We start from the raw sequence: 18,748 nt of genomic DNA on the forward strand, positions 1-18,748 counted from the left end.
GTAAGGCAAGCACTTTCCTGAGCGCAGGACAGCCGATTTCGTCGTGTTCAAGCGTCGAGCAGCGCGCTCCGCTTGATCAATGCGTGCCCGCCCAAAGCGAAAAGTGCTCCCTCATCGATCCCTCCCCTGACTGATCAGCGTCGCCGGCCCCGCTGCCATGATGACCGTCGGTTTTGGCTGCGGCTTGACATTTCCGTAAGGCTGACCTTATCATTCCAATATAAAGTATCTTAGTACATAACTATGATATAACTATAAGAGAGGAACATAAGATGAAATCAGCAAGGATTGCACTGCTTCTGGGAACGGCACTCATCGCCTCCTCGTCCTTCGCCTTCGCGCAGGAAAAGGGCGGCGTCATCAACGTCGCCACGGTCGGCGAGCCGCCGACGCTCGACCCTATGGCTTCGACGGCCGACCTGGTCGGCATCGTCTCGCAGCATATGTTCGAGACGCTCTACACCTTCGACAAGGATTGGAAGCCGACGCCGCTTCTGGCTGTGGCCATGCCGGAAATCAGCGCCGACGGCAAAACCTACACGATCAAGCTGCGCTCCGGCGTCAAGTTCCATGACGGCACCGACATGGATGCGACCGACGTCGTCGCCTCGCTCGAGCGCTGGACGAAGACCGCCTCGCGCGGCAAGCAGACGGCAACGACGATCGCCGGCATCGAGGCCGTCGACCCGACCACGGTCAAGATCTCGCTCAACACCCCCTATGCGCCGCTGGTCTCGCTGCTCGCCTTCAACAATTCCGCGGCAATCGTACTGCCTTCGGAAAAGCAGGCTGAGCCGATGGTCGATTTCGTCGGCACCGGCCCCTACAAGCTCAAGGAGCGCAAGGCCGACCAGTACATCCAGCTTGAGCGTTACGACGGCTATGTCTCGCCCGAGGGCGAAAGCAACGGTTATGGCGGCGCGCGTCACCAGTATGCCGACGAGATCCGCTTCGTGCCGGTTCCCGACCCGAACACCCGTGTCGAGGCCGCCGTCTCCGGTCAGTACGACTACGTCGATTCGCTGCCGGTCGAATCCTTCGAACGGGTGAAAGGCTCGAGCGCTTCCGAACCTGTGATGCTGCAGCCTTTCGGCTGGCCTGTCTTTGTCCTCAACTCAGGCAACGGCATGACCAAGAATCTGGAACTGCGCAAGGCGATCCGCGCCGCACTCAGCATGGAAGACATGATGGCGGCCGCCTTCGGCAGCACCGACTTCTACGCGCTCGATGCCGCCCTCTACCCGGCGCAGTATGTCTGGCGCACCGAAGCCGGCACGGAAGGCGGCTACAATGTCGCCGATCCGGAAAAGGCAGGCGAACTCTTGAAGGCTACCGGCTACAAGGGTGAGCCGCTGCGCATCCTGACCAGCCGCCAGTACGAGTTCCACTACAAAATGGCACAGGTCGCCGCCGAGTATCTGAAGCTCGCGGGCTTCACCGTCGATCTGCAGGTGGTCGACTGGGCAACGCTCACCCAGCGCCGCGCCGACCCGACACTCTGGGATATCTATATCACCCACAGCCCGTTCCTGCCGGAACCGGCGCTGATCGGCATGATGTCGACCAAGGCGCCCGGAAACTGGGATACGCCGGCCCGCGCCAAGGCCGTCGATGCCTTCAACGCCGAATCGGATGCTGGCAAGCGCGTCACACTCTGGGCCGACGTCCAGAAGGTGATCTACGAGGAAGTGCCGTTCATCAAGATCGGCGACTTCAACGCCCTGTCGGCAAAGACCAAGACGCTTGACGGCGTCTCCCCCGCGCCGTGGCCCTACTTCTGGAACGCTTCGATCAAGAAGTAAGCTTTCATCCACTTGAAGCCTTCGGCGGGCGGTCTTTCCCTTCACGGATTGCTGCCCGCCGGATAGCCCGGCGCTGCCTTGCCAGTGCCCGTGCGGAAGAAGTTCGAGGCACCCATGATACGCTATATTCTCCAGCGCCTGTTCGGCATGATCGTGGTCATGGCGCTCGTCGTCACCATTGTCTTCGTCATCGTCCGCGTGACACCCGGCGATCCCGCCGCCGTCATGCTCGGACCGGAAGCGACGCAGCAAGACATCGCCGAATTGCGCACCAAGCTTGGTCTCGACCAGTCGCTCGGCCTGCAATATGTCTACTATATCGGGCAGCTGCTGCAGGGCGATCTCGGCCAGTCGATCTTCCTCAACCAGCCGGTCACTTCGGCGCTTGCCGAGCGTGCCGAGCCGACCTTCTTCCTGACCCTGTTCTCGATTCTGATCGCCAGCGGCATTGCGCTGCCGATCGGCATCTACGCCGCCTACCGCCGCGGCTCCTTCGTCGACCAGGCGGCCACCACGCTGGCGATGCTTGCCGCCAGCATTCCGAGCTTCTGGCTCGGCCTGATCCTCATCCAGTTCCTCGCGGTCCGCCTCGGCTGGTTCCCGGTTTCGGGTTACGGCGGGCCGGGTTCATCCTTCGCAGAGCGCATGTACCATCTGACCTTGCCGGCCATTGCGCTCGGGGTCGTCTCCTCGGCGCTGATCCTGCGCTTTACCCGCGCCTCGATGCTCGATGTGCTCGGCGACGACTTCATCCGCACCGCCCGCGCCAAGGGTCTCGGCGAACGCAAGGTGGTAATGAAACACGCGCTGAAGAATGCCCTCATCCCGATCCTGACCATCATCGGTCTCACCGCCGCGGTTCTGATCTCCGGCGCCGTCGTCACAGAAACCGTCTTCGGCCTTCCGGGCGTCGGCAATCTCGTCGTCTCCGCCGTGCTCAGGCGCGACTACCCTGTGATCCAGGGCGCGCTGCTCGTCATCGCCGCTCTTTACGTGCTGATCAATTTCGCGATCGACATGCTCTATCTCCTCGTTGATCCAAGGGTTCGCTACTGATGACCGCCACCGTATCAACCCCTGTCGCAAGCGAGCGTGCCAAGTTCCTGCGCCGCCTGCTCAAGCGCAAGACCGTTGCCTTCGGTCTCTTCGTTCTCGTCGTCTTCGTGCTCCTGGCCGTCTTCGCGCCGCTGATCGCGCCCTATGCGCCCGGCAAGCTGTCGATCGTCAACCGCCTGTCGCCGCCGAGCCTGCAATGGTTCTTCGGCACTGACGAATTCGGGCGCGACGTGTTTTCGCGCACGCTCTATGCCGGCCGGCTTTCGCTGCTCGTCGGCGCCGCCGTCGTCACGCTCGCAACGATCGTCGGTGTCGTCATGGGCCTCGTCGCCGGCTTCTTTCCGAAGCTCGACGCGCCGATCGCCCGCCTGATCGACGCGATGATGGCCTTTCCCGATATCCTGCTGGCGATCGCGCTCGTCGCCGCCCTCGGCCCGTCGCTGACGACGGTGATCGTCGCGCTCAGCGTCGTCTACGCGCCGCGGCTGGCGCGGGTGGTGCGCGCCTCGACGCTGGTGATCCGCGAGCTGCCCTATGTCGAGGCGGCTCGCGCGCTCGGCATCTCGACGCCGCACATCATGACGCGGCATGTGCTGCGCAACCTGCTCTCGCCGATCCTGGTGCAGGGCACGTTCCTATTTGCCCATGCCATGCTGGCCGAAGCCGGGCTTTCCTTCCTCGGCGTCGGCGTCAGTCCTGAGATCCCGACCTGGGGCACGATGATCGCCTCGGGCCGGCAATATATCGGACAGGCCGATTGGGTGACGCTGTTTCCCGGCATCGCCATCGTGCTTTCGGTTCTGTCCCTGCAGATGGTTGGCGATGGTTTGCGCGACATGCTCGACCCCCGCCTCAGAAAGGACCTGTGATCCATGCCCACCGCAACCCGTAGCACCAGCCCCATGCTGATCAGCAACGTGAAGCCCGTCGCCTTCGGCATGGCGGCACCGAGCGAAACCGTCGACATCCTGATCGGTGGCGACGGCACCATTGCCCGCATCGGCAGCCAGTTGTCGGCGCCTGAAGGCACCCAGCGCATCGACGGCAAGGGTGCCTGGATTTCGCCCGGCTGGATCGATCTGCACGCCCATGTCTGGCATGGCGGCACCGACATTTCGGTCCGGCCGCAACTCTGCGGCATGGAGCGCGGCGTCACCACCATCGTCGACGCCGGTTCGGCCGGCGAAGCCAACTTCCATGGTTTTCGCGAATACATCATCGAGCCGGCGCGCGAGCGCATCAAGGCCTTCCTCAATCTCGGCTCGATCGGCCTCGTCGCCTGCAACCGCGTCAGCGAGCTCAGCGACATCCGCTCGATTGACATCGACCGCATCATCGCCTGCTACCAGGAAAACCGCGAGCATATCGTCGGCCTGAAAGTGCGCGCCAGCCACGTGATCACCGGCTCCTGGGGCGTAACCCCGGTCAAGCTCGGCAAGAAGATCGCCAAGATCCTCAAGATCCCGATGATGGTGCATGTTGGCGAACCGCCGGCGCTCTATGACGAAGTGCTTGAAATCCTCGGCCCCGGCGACATCGTCACCCATTGCTTCAACGGCAAGGCCGGCAGTAGCATCATCGAGGACGAAGACCTGTTCGAGCTTGCCGAGCGCTGCGCCGGCGAAGGCATCCGGCTCGACATCGGCCATGGCGGCGCGTCGTTTTCGTTCCGCGTCGCGGAAGTCGCCATTGCCCGCGGCCTGCTGCCCTTCTCGATCTCCACCGATGTGCACCTGCGCAGCATGAACCAGTCAGTCTGGGACCTCGGCACCACCATGTCGAAGCTCTTGAGCGTCGGCATGCAGTTCGAAAAGGTCGTCGAGGCCGTGACGCAGGCTCCGGCCTCGGTCATTCGCCTGCCGATGGACGGGCTTCTGACCGTCGGCGCGCGCGCCGAGTTCACCCTCTTCGATCTCGTCGATTCCGAACTGCGCGTCTTCGATTCACTTGGAGCCGAAGCGCATCTCAACCGCCTCTTCGAGCCGCGATATGCGCTCATGGGCACGGACGTCGTGGCGGCAAACAGATACCAGCCGCAGCATGTCGAATGCCCCGACCACAGCCACGGCTTCAGCTACCGTTGAACCATCACAGAACACAGAAACTGGCAGGATATCGCGTGAACAGTTTGGACCATAAGACCAAGGGCCGTGTGCCGGCTTCGCCCTACCAGAGGCTTGCAGCCCTCGGCATCGACCTGCCCCCGGCACCGCCGCCGATCGCCAACTTCGTCACCCATGTTCAGGAGGGCAACATTCTCTACCTCTCCGGACAGGGCCCGCGCGAGGTCGACGGCCACCTGCATGCCGGCAAGGTCGGCGCCGACGTCGACGTTGAAAGCGCCTATGAGCACGCGCGGCTGACGGGCATCAATCTGCTGGCGGTGATGCATGATGCGCTCGGCGATCTCGGCCGCGTCAAGCGCATCGTCAAGCTCCTCGGCATGGTCAACGCCGTACCGGACTTCGCCGATCATCCGCAGGTGATCAATGGTTGCTCCGACCTGCTGATCGACGTCTTCGGCGAAGCGGGGCAGCATGCCCGCTCGGCCGTCGGTTTCGGATCGCTTCCCGGCAACATCACCGTCGAGATCGAAGCGATCGTCTCGCTTCACGAGTGACGGTTTAAGGGAGGTCGGATCAATGGCTGCGCCAGCCCATCATCTTCTCGATCCGCTCGGCGGAAACCCTGACGTGATCGGCGTAGAAGTTGCGATCGTCGACGATCTTCTGTTCGGGCAGAACGATGGAGATGGTCGCGACGCAGCTGCCCTTGTCGTCGAGGATCGGGGCGGCGACGCAGGCGACCGCATAGTCGGATTCACCGGCCTGGATCGAAAGCTTGGCGGCAAGCGCCGTCTCGGCCTGGCTCGACAGTGCGGCCGGATCTACATCGGCCCGGCCCGTCGGCGATGTGCGGGCGCAACGGCGGAACAGCTCCAACCTCTCGTCGGAGGGCAGATGGCCGACCAGCAATCGTCCGGAGGCCGTCCAGTTAAGCGGCACCCGGGTGCCGACCCTGGATGTCACCTGGAAATGGCCGGGGCCGTCCGCCATGGCGAGCACCTGCATGTAGTCGCCGTCGCGACCGCAGAGCTGGATGGTTTCGGCAACCTCGCGACCGAGATCATGCATCTCCCGCGTCGCCACGCCGAGGAAATCGAGCGAGCGCGCATAGGCGAGACCGTAATGGTAGAGCCTGTCACCGAGCCAGACCTGGCCGTCGGCATCGCGGCTGAGCAGGTTCTTTTCCACCATGTCGTCGACGATGACATAGGCCGTCGACAGCGGCGCGCCGACCGCTTTGGCAATCGCGTAGACGCCGCTCGGAGAACCGGTCTCGTAGAGGAAGTCGAGCACCTGCAATGCCCGATCCATGCCGCTTACGCGCGAACGGCGGGTCTTGCCGGTCGGCTCCATGTCGTCGCCGGCTTCGGCGGCAATCGTCGTCTTGTCCAAGGGTCTACTCCCATGCAATTCGAAATTCGCATCAGATGGGCGGTCAGCAACGGCTTTCCGTCTCACCCGCGACAACGGCCGGTTCGGCGATCCGAAACGGCCCGTTCATATCTCATTACTATGGTAGATATTCCGCGAAAACGGAATAGCTTAACCTGTTCCGACTGCCAGAAAATCATATGGAGACCACCATGCCTGACCGCGACATCCGCGAAGCTCTCGGACTTCGGCCCGTTATCAACGTATCCGGCACGATGACCAGCCTCGGCGCATCGATCGTGGTTCCGGAAGCGATCGCCGCGATGACAGGCATACTGCCGCAATTCGTCGAGATCAACGACCTGCAGCGCAAGATCAGCCCGGTGATTGCCCGGCTGACGGGCGCCGAGGCCGGCTTCATCACCGCCTCCTGCTCCGCCGGCATCAGCCTTGCAGTCGCCGGCACCATGACCGGCAACGACCTCGCCGCGATCGAGCGCCTGCCCGATGCCACGGGCTTGAAGAACGAAGTCATCATCCAGATGGGCCATGTCGTCAGCTATGGTGCGCCGGTCGACCAGGCGATCCGCATTGCCGGCGGCAAGCCGGTGCTCGTCGGCCAGGCGACGTCGGCCTATCGCTATCACATCGAAGGCGCCATCAACGAGCGCACGGCGGCTGCCATCTATGTCGTCTCCCACCATGTGGTTCAGTACGGCCTTATCGGGCTCAAGGAATTCGCCGAGGCCTGCCATGCCAAGGGCGTGCCGGTCATCGTCGATGCCGCATCCGAATATGATCTGAAGATCTTCCTCGAACAGGGCGCGGACATCGTCCTCTATTCCGGTCACAAATTCCTGGGCGGCCCGACCTCCGGCATCGTCGCCGGCGAAAAGACGCTGGTGCGCAACGCCTTCCTGCAGAACCTCGGCATCGGCCGCGGCATGAAGGTCGGCAAGGAAAGCATGCTCGGCGTGATGGCAGCCCTCATCGCCTGGGAAACGCGCGACCACCAGGGGATCCGCGACCGCGAGGCCGGCTATCTCCATCTCTGGCGCGACACGCTCGACGGCCGCCCGGGCGTCAAGCACGTGATCGAAGCTGACCCGACCGGCAATCCGCTCGACCGCCTGCGCGTCACCATCGATCCGCAGGAAGCCCACATCACCGCCTGGGATCTCGCCGATGCGCTGGCGCGCGGTCAGCCGCCGATCATCGTGCGCGACCACGAGGTCGAGCACAATTACTTCTATCTCGACCCCTGCAACCTGCACCCCGGCCAGGAAACCATCGTGGCAGACCGCCTTTCCGAGGAGCTGACAAAGGCGCGCAGCTCCAACGAGATCATCGCCACGCCGCTTCATGAGCGCAATGCCCGCCGCTTCGCCGGCCTGTTGCGCTGGCCCGACTGAGACCGATCCGCCCACCCCGTGCAGAACGACAAGGAATGTGAGACATGACCCGCACCGACGCTGCCACCGATCCGTCGAAAGCTGTGCTTTCGGTCGAGAACCTGACAACCTCGTTTCTGGTCGACGGCGCCTGGAAGCCTGTGGTGCGGGACATCTCGTTCTCGGTCATGCCGGGAGAGACGGTGGCGATCGTCGGTGAATCCGGCTCGGGCAAGAGCGTGACGTCCCTTTCGATCATGCGCCTGCTGCAGAAGGACATGAGCCGAACCGAAGGGCGAGTCATGCTCGGCGGCTGCAACATCCTCGATCTGCCGGAAAGCGACATGCGCCGCGTGCGCGGCAACGAAGTGGCGATGATCTTCCAGGAGCCGATGACCAGCCTGAACCCGCTGTTCACCATCGGCGACCAGATTTCCGAAGCGCTGCTCTGCCATCGACCGATGAGCAAGGCGGAAGCGAAGGCCGAGACCATTCGCCTGCTCGACAAGGTCAGGATCCCGTCGGCCGCTTCCCGTTTCGACGAATACCCGCACCGCTTCTCCGGCGGCATGCGCCAGCGCGTCATGATCGCCATGGCGCTTGCCAGCCGTCCGAAGCTCCTGATCGCCGACGAGCCGACGACCGCCCTCGACGTGACGATCCAGGGACAGATCCTCGACCTCATCAAGGTGCTGCAGGAGGAGGAAGGAACGTCCGTCCTGTTCATCACCCACGACATGGGCGTGGTTGCGGAGATCGCCGACCGCACCGTGGTGATGTTCCGCGGCGAAGCGGTGGAAACCGGCCGGACGGACGACATCTTCCTGCGCGCCAAACATCCCTATACCCGCGCACTTCTCTCGGCCGTACCGATGCTCGGCTCGATGAAGGGCAAGCCGCAGCCGCTGCGTTTTCCTGTTATCGACAGCGTCACTGGCCTGCCGGATACGCCGGCCGAGGGAACGAGCACGGTCGCTCAGACCCGCCCGATCCTTGAGGTGAAAAACCTCGTCAAGCGCTTCGACATTCATGCCGGGCTGCTCGGCAAGCTGCAGGGCCGCGTGCACGCCATCGAAAACGTCTCCTTCAGCCTGCAGCCGGGCGAAACGCTGTCGCTCGTCGGCGAATCCGGCTGCGGCAAGTCGACCACCGGTCGCGCCATCATGCGGCTGATCGAACCGCAGAGCGGGTCGGTCGTTCTCAACGGCCAGGACGTGCTGGCCATGGATCGCAAACGCTTGCGCGAAATGCGCCGGACCATGCAGATGATCTTCCAGGATCCCTTCGCCAGCCTCAATCCTCGCATGACCGTGGGGGCTGCGATCGCCGAACCCTATCTCGAGCACAAGCTCGGCACCGCGAGCCAGGCCCGCGACAAGGTCGCCGACCTGCTGGAGCGCGTCGGCCTGCAGGCCGACATGGCCGCGCGCTACCCGCATGAATTCTCCGGCGGACAGCGCCAGCGTGTCTGCATTGCGCGGGCGCTGGCGCTCGATCCGAAGGTCATCGTTGCCGACGAATCGGTCTCGGCCCTCGACGTCTCGATCAAGGCGCAGGTCATCAACCTTCTGCTCGACCTGCAGGCGAGCCTCGGCCTTGCCTATCTCTTCATCTCGCACGACATGGCCGTCGTCGAACGCGTCAGCCACCGTGTCGCGGTAATGTATCTCGGCGAGATCGTCGAGATCGGCCCGCGCACCGATATCTTCGAAAACCCGCAGCACCCCTACACCCGCAAGCTGATGGCAGCCGTGCCGATCGCCGATCCGACCCGGCGGCACACCAGGCGCAATGTCGCCAGCGACGAGATCAAGAGCCCGATGCGCGCGCCCGACTATGTCGTGGGCGAGCGGCAGTACCGCCAGATTTCGGCGGAGCACTTCGTGCAAGTGTAGAAAGCGGGCGCTTAAAACCGCGCCGTCACTTGTCTGGCGTGCAGACGCGCAGGCGATGGCCATCGGGATCGAGCGCGACAAAGGTGCGGCCGAAGACGGCGGTCATCAGGTCCTGCTCGATCGGGATCCCAGCCTTGCGCCATTCCGCGTAAAGCCGCTCGACCTCGGCGTCGTCCTTGACCATGAAGGCGATCTCCATCCGGTGGCCCGAACCGGAGGAGACGAAGTTCGCGGCCTTGGTGGACCAGAGGCTGAAGTTCAGGCCGTTATCGAGGGCATAGGCGACGTAGGCCGGAAAGGCCGCAACCGGCCCACGGCCAAGCAGCCGTGTGTAGAAGGCGGCGCTCTGTTCAGGATCTTCCACGTAAAGCAGGATGAGGTTCGGGGTCAGCATCGTCGATCATCTCCGTTGTTCGATGGTCGCAAGCTAGCGCGTGCCACTGTCAGCTTTTGTCAGCATCGAAATCATGCCCGGCGCAAAAAAGCCGCCGCTCCGAGGATGGAGCCGGCGGCCTTGTCGGACCATGCTAACCACTGAGGTCGGCGTCTGCGTCAGAAGACGGCCAGATATTTCAACAGCGAAATGATACCGATAACGAGCACGATAGCCTGCACGATCTGTTTCGCCCGGCCGTCCAGCGGCAGGCGCTGAACCAGATAAAGCACGAGCACGATGACGAGGAACGTGATCAGAATGCTGATAAGAAGCCCCATAGACAAACTCCCTTTTCAAGGCGACGCGAAGTCGTCTGAGTTGTAACTATGAGGCGAGCCGAAAAGTTCCAATACTGGCAAATACTTATTTAGATAAGGCTGGGTTCCGGCCTCCGTCCCTGCCGACTGGCAGCAGTTCCGCGCACACGAAATCAGAGCTCGCGGCGATCATGCCGCGCACGACTGGCTCATCAGCGTTGATTGCATGGAAGATCGGGAGAAGGGTGTCAGCCGGCCGCCTTGCAGGCGATCCCGGCATCATTCTCGCCCTTCGTCGCATCGTAGAGCGTTGCCTCGTCACCTTTCGTCCACCAGATATACTGGCCGCCGGCATACTTGGCACCCGATGCGGAAATCACGTTAGAGGCGACGGTGAAGTTGCCGTCGAGGGTGAAGGTCACCAATGAGGCCGGGCCGGCATTGATGTATTCGGCTTCGACCGTCTTGCCGCCGCAGTCATAGCGCGCCGACTGGCGATCGACGGTCTCTGCCCCCGGAACCGAAATCGTGACATCGACACTGCCCGATCCGCCCGCTGCCATCGACGCCAGCGTCAGCGCCGGCGCGCCGGCCGACTTGCCGAGGACCAGTTTCGACCCTTCGACATCCCAGGAAAGCTCGGTGCGCAGTGCCGCCAGGAATTTCTGTTCCTGATCCATCACCGCCGGCACGCACATCTTGCGGGTCGAGGCCGCCGGGCCGAAGGTGATCTTCGCACCGGAAAGGCTGAAAGTACCGGTAAAGTGGTTGCAGCCGGCCATGCCGCCATAGGTTCCATCGTCGCGGATCTCCAGCGTCGACTGAAGATTGTCGATCACCCCGCGGCCGGCGATATCTTCGGCAAGCCAGATGCCGACAAGCTGTTGCGGCACGTTTTCGGCAGCGACCGTCTGCATTGAGGCCATTTCGATCAGCACGCAGGCGCAGGAAAGGGCGGTGGCGACTTTCAGCATCGGGAACTCCTTCGCGCTTCGACTCGTCGTCCGATTCTTAGCCCGATCACACGCCGGATTGAAGACCGCGCCCTTGTTGCACGTCGATTTCGCCTGTAGAGCCTAGCGCATACAATGAAGATCGGCATCGGTTTTCGGCAAAACCAAAACGCGGCTTCCCTCTGTCGGAGCGAGCGTTAGGCGCTCGGCCGGGCGCTTGCGCCCCCGCCCCGCTGTAAGGCTGGAAGAACGAACAAGAACATGGGAATTGGCATGGCATCCCGCGAAAACGCGAAGCGCCGACTGACGATCCTGGGCTCGACCGGCTCCATCGGCACCAATACGCTCGATGTCGTCGAGCGGCTGGGCGGTCGCGACAGTTTCGAGATCGTCGCTCTGACCGGAAACGGCAACATTCCGCTGCTGGCGCAGCAGGCGATTGTCCACGGCGCAGAGCTTGCCGTTACCGCCGACGACAGCCATTACGCCAGCCTGAAGACAGCGCTCTCCGGCACCGGCATTGAGGTTGCGTCAGGCAGGAGCGGCCTGATCGAGGCGGCGGAGCGCGACGCCGGCTGGGTGATGGCGGCAATCGTCGGCAATGCCGGACTTGCCCCGACGCTGGCCGCCGCAAGCCGCGGCGCCGACATCGCGCTTGCCAACAAGGAATGCCTGGTTTCCGCCGGCAGCCTGTTCATCGAAGCGGTCAGGAAGGGCGGCGGCCGCCTCTTGCCGGTCGATAGCGAACACAACGCCATCTTCCAGGTGCTGGAAGAGCACCAGCGCCATGCCGTCGAGCGCATCATCCTCACAGCCTCCGGCGGCCCCTTCCGCACCAAGACACTCGAAGAGATGCGCCACGTGACGGCCGACGTCGCCCGCGCCCATCCGAACTGGTCGATGGGTCTGAAGATCTCGATCGACAGCGCCTCGATGTTCAACAAGGCGCTGGAGATGATCGAAGCCAAGCACCTGTTCGGCCTCAGGCCGGAGCAGATCGAGGTGATCGTGCATCCGCAGTCGGTCATCCACTCGATGGTCGGCTACACCGATGGCTCGGTGCTGGCGCAGCTCGGCTGCCCCGACATGCGCACCGCCATCGGCTATGCGCTCTCCTATCCCAGCCGCTGCGACCTGCCGATCGAACGGCTCGACTTCGCCAAGCTGTCGCGCCTCGATTTCGAAGCGCCCGATGAAATCAGGTTTCCGGCAATCCGCCTGGCGCGCCGCGCCATGGAACAGGGCGGCGTGCAGGGGGCCGTGCTGAACGGCGCCAAGGAGACGGCGCTGGAAGCCTTCATCGCCGGTCGGGCCGGGTTCCTGGACATGGCCGAAATTGTCGAGCAGGTAATGGACAAGCTCTCGGACCTGCCTGCGGCCGTCACCATGGACGATGTCTTTGCCGCCGACGAAAAAGCCCGACAACTGGCTGCCGGGCTGATCCGATAGTTTGCTGATCGGGCGTTCCCGCCCCTCATCCGGCTGCCGCCACTTTCTCCCCGCACGCGGAGAGAAGGTTAGGGGCAGATTTCTCGAAAGATAAGTGAAGCCTTACGCGACGGCCCGTGCCAGCGCGCAGCGCGACCACAGCGAATGCAGCGCGCCGACCAGATGGTCGATATCGGCATCCGAATGCAGCGGCGTCGGAGTGATGCGCAGGCGCTCGGTCTTCGTCGGCACCGTCGGGTAGTTGATCGGCTGCACATAGACGCCAAAATGGTCGAGCAGCAGGTCGGAGATCCACTTGCACTTGGCGGCGTCGCCGACCATGACCGGCACGATATGGCTCGGGTTCGGCATATGCGGAATGCCGCGCTGGTCGAGCAGCGAGCGCAGCCGGCGCACGCGCTCCTGATGGGCGAAGCGTTCGATCTGGCTTTCCTTCAGATGACGGATGGAGGCAAGCGCACCAGCCGCAAGCGTCGGTGGCAGCGCCGTCGTGAAGATGAAGCCCGAAGCAAAGGAGCGGATGAAATCGCAAAGCGCCGTCGAGCCGGTGATGTAGCCGCCCATGACGCCGAAGGCCTTGCCGAGCGTGCCTTCGATGACGGTGAGGCGATGCATCAGGCCTTCGCGCTCGGCGATACCGCCGCCACGCGGGCCGTATATGCCGACGGCGTGCACTTCGTCGAGATAGGTCATCGCGCCGTATTTGTCGGCGAGATCGCAGAGCTCCTTGATCGGGGCAATGTCGCCATCCATCGAATAGACGGATTCAAAGGCAATGATCTTCGGCGCGCGCGGATCGGCTGCGGCAAGCTTGGCTTCGAGGTCGGCCACCGAGTTGTGCTTGAAGATGACGCGTTCGCACTTGGAATGACGAATCCCCTCGATCATCGAAGCGTGGTTCCCGGCGTCTGAGAAGACGATGACACCGGGAATCTTCGAACAGAGCGTTCCAAGGGCGGCCCAGTTGGACACGTAACCCGAGGTGAACAGAAGCGCCGATTCCTTGCCATGCAGATCTGCGAGCTCGCGCTCGAGCAGCACATGGTAGTGGTTGGTTCCGGAAATGTTGCGGGTGCCGCCGGCACCGGCGCCGCATTCGTCGATGGCGCGTTTCATCGCCTCGGTGACGATGGTGTGCTGGCCCATGCCGAGATAGTCGTTGGAACACCAGACGGTGACTTCCTGAATGCCTTCAGCCGTGTGGCGCGCGGCCTTCGGAAAGTTGCCGCGATGGCGAGCGATATCGGCGAAAACCCGGTAGCGACCTTCCTGATGCAGCCCGTCCAGCTCGGTTTTAAAGAAATTCTCGAAATCCATCATCTTCTCCAGTGCCCTGCCGCTTTTTTTGATTCAAAGCGACCGGGGGTCAACCCCGCAATGCGACGCGGCCGCCGCCTGCGGCAAAAGGCCTCTAGTTTTGAACCGTTCCAAAGAAAGCCTTAGCGCATGTAAATCCCTCCAAGCTTGATCGAAGTCAAGCTTGGACGAAAAAAGGGCGGCCGAAACCGCCCTTTTTGACGCATCAAGACAGGCCCGCATTGCTCATGCTGCAGCCACCGCGCGTTTTGCCATCACCTTGACCAGATTGGCGCGATAGGCGGCATCCGCGTGGATGTCGGAAAGCAGGTCGGAAGCGTCGACCGGCACATTGGCAAGCGCATCCGGCGACCACTGCGACGAAAGCGCCGCCTCCATGTCCTTGTGCCGGAAGACGCCACTCGATCCGGCCCCCGTCACCGCGACGCGAACATCGCCATTGTCCCGGCGCACGACGAAGACGCCGGTCATGGCGTAGCGCGAGGCCGGGTTGGCGAACTTCTGGTAGGCTGCCTTTGCCGGAGCCTCGAAGGCGATCGCGGTCACCAGTTCGCCGTCTTCGAGCGCGGTCTCGAAAAGACCGGTGAAGAAATCGCCGGCGGCAATTTCCCGCCTATCGGTGACAATGGTCGCATCGAGCGCCAGCATCGCCGAAGGGTAGTCGGCAGCCGGATCGTTGTTGGCGATGGAGCCGCCGATCGTGCCCATGTGGCGCACATGCGGGTCGCCGATATGGCTGGCAAGCCCTGAGATCGCCGGGCACACGGCCGCCAGCTCGGCGGAGGACGCCACGTCGAAATGGGTGGCCGCAGCACCGATCCTCACGGTTCGCCCCGTCACCTTGATGCCCTTCATTTCCGCGACATGCCTGAGATCGATGAGGTCGGTCGGTGCGGCAAGCCGCTGCTTCATCGTCGGGATCAGCGTCATCCCGCCGGAGAGATATTTGCCCTCGCCTGCGGCCTGCTTGAGTTTGACGGCATCCTGGATAGAGGACGCCCGGTGATAATGGGTCTCGTACATGACACGTCCTCCCGCTCAGTTTGCGGCATGGGCGGCAGCCCACACCTTTTGCGGCGTCGCCGGCATCGTCAGCCGGTTGTTGCCGATGGCGTCGGTGATGGCGTTGATCAGCGCCGGCGGCGAGCCGATGGCGCCGGCCTCGCCGCAGCCCTTGATCCCGAGCGGATTGTTCGGGCAGGGCGTGTTCGAGGTCGAGACCGTGAATGACGGCAGGTCGTCGGCCCGCGGCATGGCATAATCCATGTAGCTTGCCGTCAAGAGCTGGCCGTTTGCCGGATCGTAGTGAACGCCCTCGAGCAGCGCCTGGCCGATGCCCTGCGCCAGGCCGCCATGCACCTGCCCCTCGACGATCATCGGGTTGATGATGTTGCCGAAATCGTCGGCGGCGACGAACTGGATGATCTTGGTCTGCCCCGTATCGGGATCGACCTCCACTTCGCAGATGTAGCAGCCGGCGGGGAAGGTGAAGTTGGCCGGATCGTAGAACGCGCCCTCTTTCAGCCCCGGCTCCATGCCCGGCGGCAGGTTGTGGGCGGTATAGGCGGCAAGCGCCATCTGGAACCACGGTACCGTCTTGTCGGTGCCGGCGACCTTGAGTTCGCCGTTCTCGATGACGATGTCGCTTTCATCCGCCTCCATCAGGTGGGCGGCGATCTTCTTCGCCTTGGCTTCAACCTTGTCGAGCGCCTTGACGACGGCCGACATGCCGACCGCCCCCGAGCGCGAGCCGTAGGTGCCCATGCCCATCTGCACCTTGTCGGTGTCGCCGTGGACGATGTTGACGCTGTCGATCGGCACGCCGAAGCGATCGGCGACCAGTTGGGCGAAGGTGGTTTCATGCCCCTGCCCGTGGCTGTGCGACCCGGTCAGAACCTCGATGGTGCCGACGGCATTGACTCGGACCTCGGCCGATTCCCAGAGACCGACGCCGGCACCGAGCGAGCCGACCGCCGCCGACGGCGCGATGCCGCAGGCCTCGATATAGCAGCTCATGCCAATGCCGCGCTTCATCCCGCGTTTAGCGGCTTCCGCCTTGCGGGCAGCAAACCCGTTCCAGTCGGAGGCCTGCATCGCGGCATTGAGCGAGGTTTCGTAATCGCCGGCATCGTAATTCATGATGACGGGCGTCTGGTGCGGGAAGGTGCGGATGAAGTTGATCCGCCGGAGTTCCGCCGGCGAAACTCCAAGCTCTCGCGCCGCCGTCTCCATGGTGCGCTCCAGGAGATAGGTCGCTTCCGGGCGGCCAGCGCCGCGATAGGCATCGACCGGGGCAGTGTTGGTGTAGACGGTGCGCACATTGGCGTGGATCGCCGGTATGTCGTACTGGCCCGACAGGAGCGTCGCATAGAGATAGGTCGGCACCGACGAGGAGAACAACGACATGTAGGCGCCGAGATTGGCAACCGTATCGACCTTCAGCCCGATGATCCGGTTGTTGGCATCGAACGCCATCTTCACCTTCGAGTGGTGGTCGCGGCCATGCGCATCGGTCAGGAAGGCTTCCGTGCGGTCGGAGGTCCATTTCACCGGCACGCCGGTACGCTTGGAGGCCCAGAGACAGACGACCTCTTCCGGATAGATAAAGATCTTCGAGCCGAAGCCGCCGCCGACATCCGGCGCGATGACACGCAGCTTGTTTTCGGGCGCGACATTATAGAACGCGCTCATCACCAGCCGCGCCACATGCGGGTTCTGGCTGGTGGTGTAGCAGGTGTAGTGATCGTCGCCGCCATCATAGATCCCGAGCGTGGCGCGCGGCTCCATCGCGTTCGGCGACAGGCGGTTGTTGTGGATAGTGATCTCGGTCACATGCGCAGCCGAGGCGATCGCCTTGTCGGTGGCGGCGGCATCGCCGATCTGCCAGTCGAAGATCAAGTTGTTGGGTGCTTCCGGGTGAAGCTGCGGCTGCCCCTGCTCCAGCGCCTTGGTCGCATCGGTGACGACGGGCAGTTCCTGGTAATCGACGACGACGGCTTCGGCGGCATCCTTCGCTTCCGCAATGCTGTCGGCAACGACGATGGCGACGGCGTCACCGACGTAACGCACCGTCTCGTGCGCGAGCGGCCGCCAGGCGCCCATCTTCATCGGCGATCCGTCCTTGGAATGGATCATCCAGCCGCAGATGAGATTGCCGATACCGTCGGCGAGCAGTTGCTCGCCGTCGAGCACGCCGATCACGCCGGGCATGGCCTTGGCCGCCGCCGCGTCGATCGACTTGATCTTCGCATGCGCATAGGGACTGCGCACGAAGATCGCATATTTCATGCCCGGCACCGACATGTCGTCCGTATAGCGCCCCTTGCCGGTCAGGAACCGTTTGTCTTCCTTGCGCGCCACCCGCGCGCCAATACCTTCAACGCCCATTGCCGATCTCCTCCCGAGATATCCAGCGAAAGTCCTGCGGTGAAATGTGATCGCGGCGAAACGTCATCGCCGCGGGCCGGACTTCATTCGGCAGCGACGCGGGCGCCGCCCATCTCGGCTGCCGCCGCAAGGATCGCCTTGACGATGTTGTGGTAGCCGGTGCAACGACAGATATTGCCGTCGAGTTCGGCGCGCACGGTCGCCTCATCGAGCTGCCCGCCATGCCGGCGGATCATGTCGACCGCTGTCATCACCATGCCGGGTGTGCAGAAACCGCATTGCAGGCCATGATTGGCCTTGAAGGCGGCCTGCACCGGGTGCAGCTCGCCATTGGCGGCCAGTCCTTCGATGGTGGTGACCTGTGAGCCCGCCGCCTGCGCAGCGAGGGTGGAACAGCTCTTGACCGACATTCCGTCCATATGAACGACGCACGCGCCGCATTGCGACGTGTCGCAGCCGACATGGGTGCCGGACAGCCCAAGGTTCTCACGAATGAAATGCACCAGCAACGTCCGGTCATCACATTGACCGCTCACCTGACGGCCGTTGACCGTCATTGTAATTTTCGCCATTTCGCTCCTCCGGGTGGGTCAATGCCAACACGAGCGCGAACGGTAAGCCGGGTGATGATCTGTTCACGCGACCAGGTACGCGCCAACTGCTATCGATGCCCTTCGCCTCGATATCCCTCCTCCGGGTTCCCGCGGCTTGTTTGTATCATTGTCTTTTTTTGGAATGTCGCAACCGCCCAAGGGTCAGGCGCGATAAAAATTTTGCGTGATGGTTGTGTTAGCTGAAATCGGGCCTTCATGTCCCGTTCAGGAACGATATCATTATGTTGGCGGCGAAGAGAATCCGCCAGACCTCCTGTAGACTTTCACAGCGGCCGGTTTATTTTCTGAATTTGCAAGTTCAAGTGGAGAAAGACATCTCGTCTTTGCGCCAATCACTCAGGGACGGACGAGGCGACAGGCTGAAATCCGTAGAGATCGGAGAGAACAATAATGAAGAAAGCCATCGCACTTGTGCTGGTTGCGTTGTCGGTTGCGAGCTGCACCCAGACTGAAAAGGGTGCCGGCATCGGCGCCGTCTCGGGCGCGATCATCGGCGGCGCGATCACCGGTGACGTTCGTGGCGCAGCTGTGGGCGCTGCGATCGGCGGCGTTTCGGGCGCGGTCATCGGCCATGTCACCGAACAGCCGGGCCAGTGCTACTACCGCGACCGCTACGGCCGCCGCTACATCGACTCCTGCCCGCGCTAAGCCGCAAGGACGGTCGACAACATCGACACGACGTCCACCTGTCAAATGACGGACCGGACGAAACATCGCCCCTCATGGCCACCTGCCGTGAGGGGTTTTCGTTTTC

General features: G+C 63.0%; 17 protein-coding genes. 9 read left to right on the forward strand and 8 right to left on the reverse strand.

Annotated elements, in window-relative coordinates; all coding sequences use genetic code 11:
• The first annotated feature begins 272 nt into the window (after positions 1-272).
• From ASD02_RS33660 to ASD02_RS33680, 5 genes are all read left to right on the forward strand, one after another.
• On the forward strand, positions 273-1,802 hold the full coding sequence (locus ASD02_RS33660) for an ABC transporter substrate-binding protein (protein ID WP_025425005.1): 1,530 nt from the start codon (positions 273-275) through the stop codon (positions 1,800-1,802).
• A gap of 114 nt (positions 1,803-1,916) precedes the next feature.
• Positions 1,917-2,858: an ABC transporter permease gene (locus tag ASD02_RS33665; RefSeq protein ID WP_025425006.1), complete on the forward strand. Its 942-nt coding sequence runs from the start codon at positions 1,917-1,919 to the stop codon at positions 2,856-2,858.
• Positions 2,858-3,727: an ABC transporter permease gene (locus ASD02_RS33670; RefSeq protein ID WP_025425007.1), complete on the forward strand. Its 870-nt coding sequence runs from the start codon at positions 2,858-2,860 to the stop codon at positions 3,725-3,727. The genes ASD02_RS33665 and ASD02_RS33670 overlap by 1 nt, the downstream gene beginning before the upstream one ends.
• A gap of 3 nt (positions 3,728-3,730) precedes the next feature.
• Positions 3,731-4,942, forward strand: a complete 1,212-nt coding sequence (locus ASD02_RS33675) for an amidohydrolase/deacetylase family metallohydrolase (RefSeq protein ID WP_057221773.1) — start codon at positions 3,731-3,733, stop codon at positions 4,940-4,942.
• Positions 4,943-4,986: 44 nt separating this feature from the next.
• Positions 4,987-5,478 (forward strand): RidA family protein, encoded by a 492-nt coding sequence (locus tag ASD02_RS33680; protein ID WP_025425009.1) that lies wholly within the window; start codon positions 4,987-4,989, stop codon positions 5,476-5,478.
• A 19-nt stretch (positions 5,479-5,497) separates the two neighbouring features.
• On the opposite strand, the gene ASD02_RS33685 is transcribed toward ASD02_RS33680, so the two are convergent.
• Complete coding sequence (locus ASD02_RS33685) at positions 5,498-6,277, reverse strand: IclR family transcriptional regulator (RefSeq protein WP_051509186.1); 780 nt, start codon at positions 6,275-6,277, stop codon at positions 5,498-5,500.
• Positions 6,278-6,507: 230 nt separating this feature from the next.
• Between ASD02_RS33685 and ASD02_RS33690 the strand changes: the two genes are divergently transcribed.
• Together ASD02_RS33690 and ASD02_RS33695 are read left to right on the forward strand one after the other, a co-directional pair.
• On the forward strand, positions 6,508-7,707 hold the full coding sequence (locus ASD02_RS33690) for an aminotransferase class V-fold PLP-dependent enzyme (protein WP_025425011.1): 1,200 nt from the start codon (positions 6,508-6,510) through the stop codon (positions 7,705-7,707).
• Between the two features lie 44 nt (positions 7,708-7,751).
• Positions 7,752-9,581, forward strand: coding sequence for an ABC transporter ATP-binding protein (locus ASD02_RS33695; protein WP_025425012.1), 1,830 nt, complete (start codon positions 7,752-7,754; stop codon positions 9,579-9,581).
• 25 nt (positions 9,582-9,606) lie between these two features.
• Here ASD02_RS33695 and ASD02_RS33700 read toward each other — a convergent pair whose 3' ends face one another.
• The 3 genes from ASD02_RS33700 to ASD02_RS33705 all read right to left on the reverse strand — a co-directional run bounded on the left by ASD02_RS33700 (position 9,607) and on the right by ASD02_RS33705 (position 11,248).
• Positions 9,607-9,975 carry a VOC family protein gene (locus ASD02_RS33700; protein WP_025425013.1) on the reverse strand — a complete coding sequence of 123 codons (369 nt, stop codon included), beginning with the start codon at positions 9,973-9,975 and terminating at the stop codon, positions 9,607-9,609.
• Between the two features lie 158 nt (positions 9,976-10,133).
• Positions 10,134-10,295, reverse strand: coding sequence for a Thivi_2564 family membrane protein (locus tag ASD02_RS39345; protein WP_107027568.1), 162 nt, complete (start codon positions 10,293-10,295; stop codon positions 10,134-10,136).
• Between the two features lie 227 nt (positions 10,296-10,522).
• Entirely contained in the window at positions 10,523-11,248 is a 726-nt protein-coding gene (locus ASD02_RS33705) for an META domain-containing protein (protein WP_057221774.1), read from the reverse strand.
• Between the two features lie 252 nt (positions 11,249-11,500).
• On the opposite strand from ASD02_RS33705, the gene dxr reads away from it, so the two are divergent.
• On the forward strand, positions 11,501-12,676 hold the full coding sequence (gene dxr, locus ASD02_RS33710) for a 1-deoxy-D-xylulose-5-phosphate reductoisomerase (RefSeq protein WP_025425015.1): 1,176 nt from the start codon (positions 11,501-11,503) through the stop codon (positions 12,674-12,676).
• Positions 12,677-12,778: 102 nt separating this feature from the next.
• Here dxr and hemA read toward each other — a convergent pair whose 3' ends face one another.
• The 4 genes from hemA to ASD02_RS33730 all read right to left on the reverse strand — a co-directional run bounded on the left by hemA (position 12,779) and on the right by ASD02_RS33730 (position 17,952).
• Positions 12,779-13,993, reverse strand: coding sequence for a 5-aminolevulinate synthase (gene hemA, locus ASD02_RS33715; RefSeq protein WP_025425016.1), 1,215 nt, complete (start codon positions 13,991-13,993; stop codon positions 12,779-12,781).
• 225 nt (positions 13,994-14,218) lie between these two features.
• Positions 14,219-15,016 carry a xanthine dehydrogenase family protein subunit M gene (locus tag ASD02_RS33720; RefSeq protein ID WP_025425017.1) on the reverse strand — a complete coding sequence of 266 codons (798 nt, stop codon included), beginning with the start codon at positions 15,014-15,016 and terminating at the stop codon, positions 14,219-14,221.
• Between the two features lie 15 nt (positions 15,017-15,031).
• Complete coding sequence (locus tag ASD02_RS33725) at positions 15,032-17,380, reverse strand: xanthine dehydrogenase family protein molybdopterin-binding subunit (RefSeq protein ID WP_057210822.1); 2,349 nt, start codon at positions 17,378-17,380, stop codon at positions 15,032-15,034.
• Between the two features lie 83 nt (positions 17,381-17,463).
• The gene (locus tag ASD02_RS33730; RefSeq protein ID WP_025425019.1) at positions 17,464-17,952 is read right to left on the reverse strand and encodes a (2Fe-2S)-binding protein; all 489 of its coding nucleotides are present in this window, start codon (positions 17,950-17,952) and stop codon (positions 17,464-17,466) included.
• A 432-nt stretch (positions 17,953-18,384) separates the two neighbouring features.
• Here ASD02_RS33730 and ASD02_RS33735 point away from each other — a divergent pair, with 432 nt between their 5' ends.
• Positions 18,385-18,642 (forward strand): glycine zipper domain-containing protein, encoded by a 258-nt coding sequence (locus ASD02_RS33735; RefSeq protein ID WP_025425020.1) that lies wholly within the window; start codon positions 18,385-18,387, stop codon positions 18,640-18,642.
• The last annotated feature ends 106 nt before the right edge of the window (positions 18,643-18,748 follow it).

Source organism: Ensifer sp. Root1252, from assembly GCF_001425885.1.
In the GTDB taxonomy this organism is placed as follows: domain Bacteria; phylum Pseudomonadota; class Alphaproteobacteria; order Rhizobiales; family Rhizobiaceae; genus Ensifer; species Ensifer canadensis.

Coding starts and splice junctions, on each gene's coding strand:
- ASD02_RS33660 (WP_025425005.1), top strand. CDS start 273: ATGAAATCAGCAAGGATTGCACTGCTTCTGGGAACGGCACTCATCGCC.
- ASD02_RS33665 (WP_025425006.1), top strand. CDS start 1,917: ATGATACGCTATATTCTCCAGCGCCTGTTCGGCATGATCGTGGTCATG.
- ASD02_RS33670 (WP_025425007.1), top strand. CDS start 2,858: ATGACCGCCACCGTATCAACCCCTGTCGCAAGCGAGCGTGCCAAGTTC.
- ASD02_RS33675 (WP_057221773.1), top strand. CDS start 3,731: ATGCCCACCGCAACCCGTAGCACCAGCCCCATGCTGATCAGCAACGTG.
- ASD02_RS33685 (WP_051509186.1), bottom strand. CDS start 6,277: ATGGAGCCGACCGGCAAGACCCGCCGTTCGCGCGTAAGCGGCATGGAT.
- ASD02_RS33690 (WP_025425011.1), top strand. CDS start 6,508: ATGCCTGACCGCGACATCCGCGAAGCTCTCGGACTTCGGCCCGTTATC.
- ASD02_RS33695 (WP_025425012.1), top strand. CDS start 7,752: ATGACCCGCACCGACGCTGCCACCGATCCGTCGAAAGCTGTGCTTTCG.
- ASD02_RS33700 (WP_025425013.1), bottom strand. CDS start 9,975: ATGCTGACCCCGAACCTCATCCTGCTTTACGTGGAAGATCCTGAACAG.
- ASD02_RS39345 (WP_107027568.1), bottom strand. CDS start 10,295: ATGGGGCTTCTTATCAGCATTCTGATCACGTTCCTCGTCATCGTGCTC.
- ASD02_RS33705 (WP_057221774.1), bottom strand. CDS start 11,248: ATGCTGAAAGTCGCCACCGCCCTTTCCTGCGCCTGCGTGCTGATCGAA.
- dxr (WP_025425015.1), top strand. CDS start 11,501: ATGGCATCCCGCGAAAACGCGAAGCGCCGACTGACGATCCTGGGCTCG.
- hemA (WP_025425016.1), bottom strand. CDS start 13,993: ATGGATTTCGAGAATTTCTTTAAAACCGAGCTGGACGGGCTGCATCAG.
- ASD02_RS33720 (WP_025425017.1), bottom strand. CDS start 15,016: ATGTACGAGACCCATTATCACCGGGCGTCCTCTATCCAGGATGCCGTC.
- ASD02_RS33725 (WP_057210822.1), bottom strand. CDS start 17,380: ATGGGCGTTGAAGGTATTGGCGCGCGGGTGGCGCGCAAGGAAGACAAA.
- ASD02_RS33730 (WP_025425019.1), bottom strand. CDS start 17,952: ATGGCGAAAATTACAATGACGGTCAACGGCCGTCAGGTGAGCGGTCAA.
- ASD02_RS33735 (WP_025425020.1), top strand. CDS start 18,385: ATGAAGAAAGCCATCGCACTTGTGCTGGTTGCGTTGTCGGTTGCGAGC.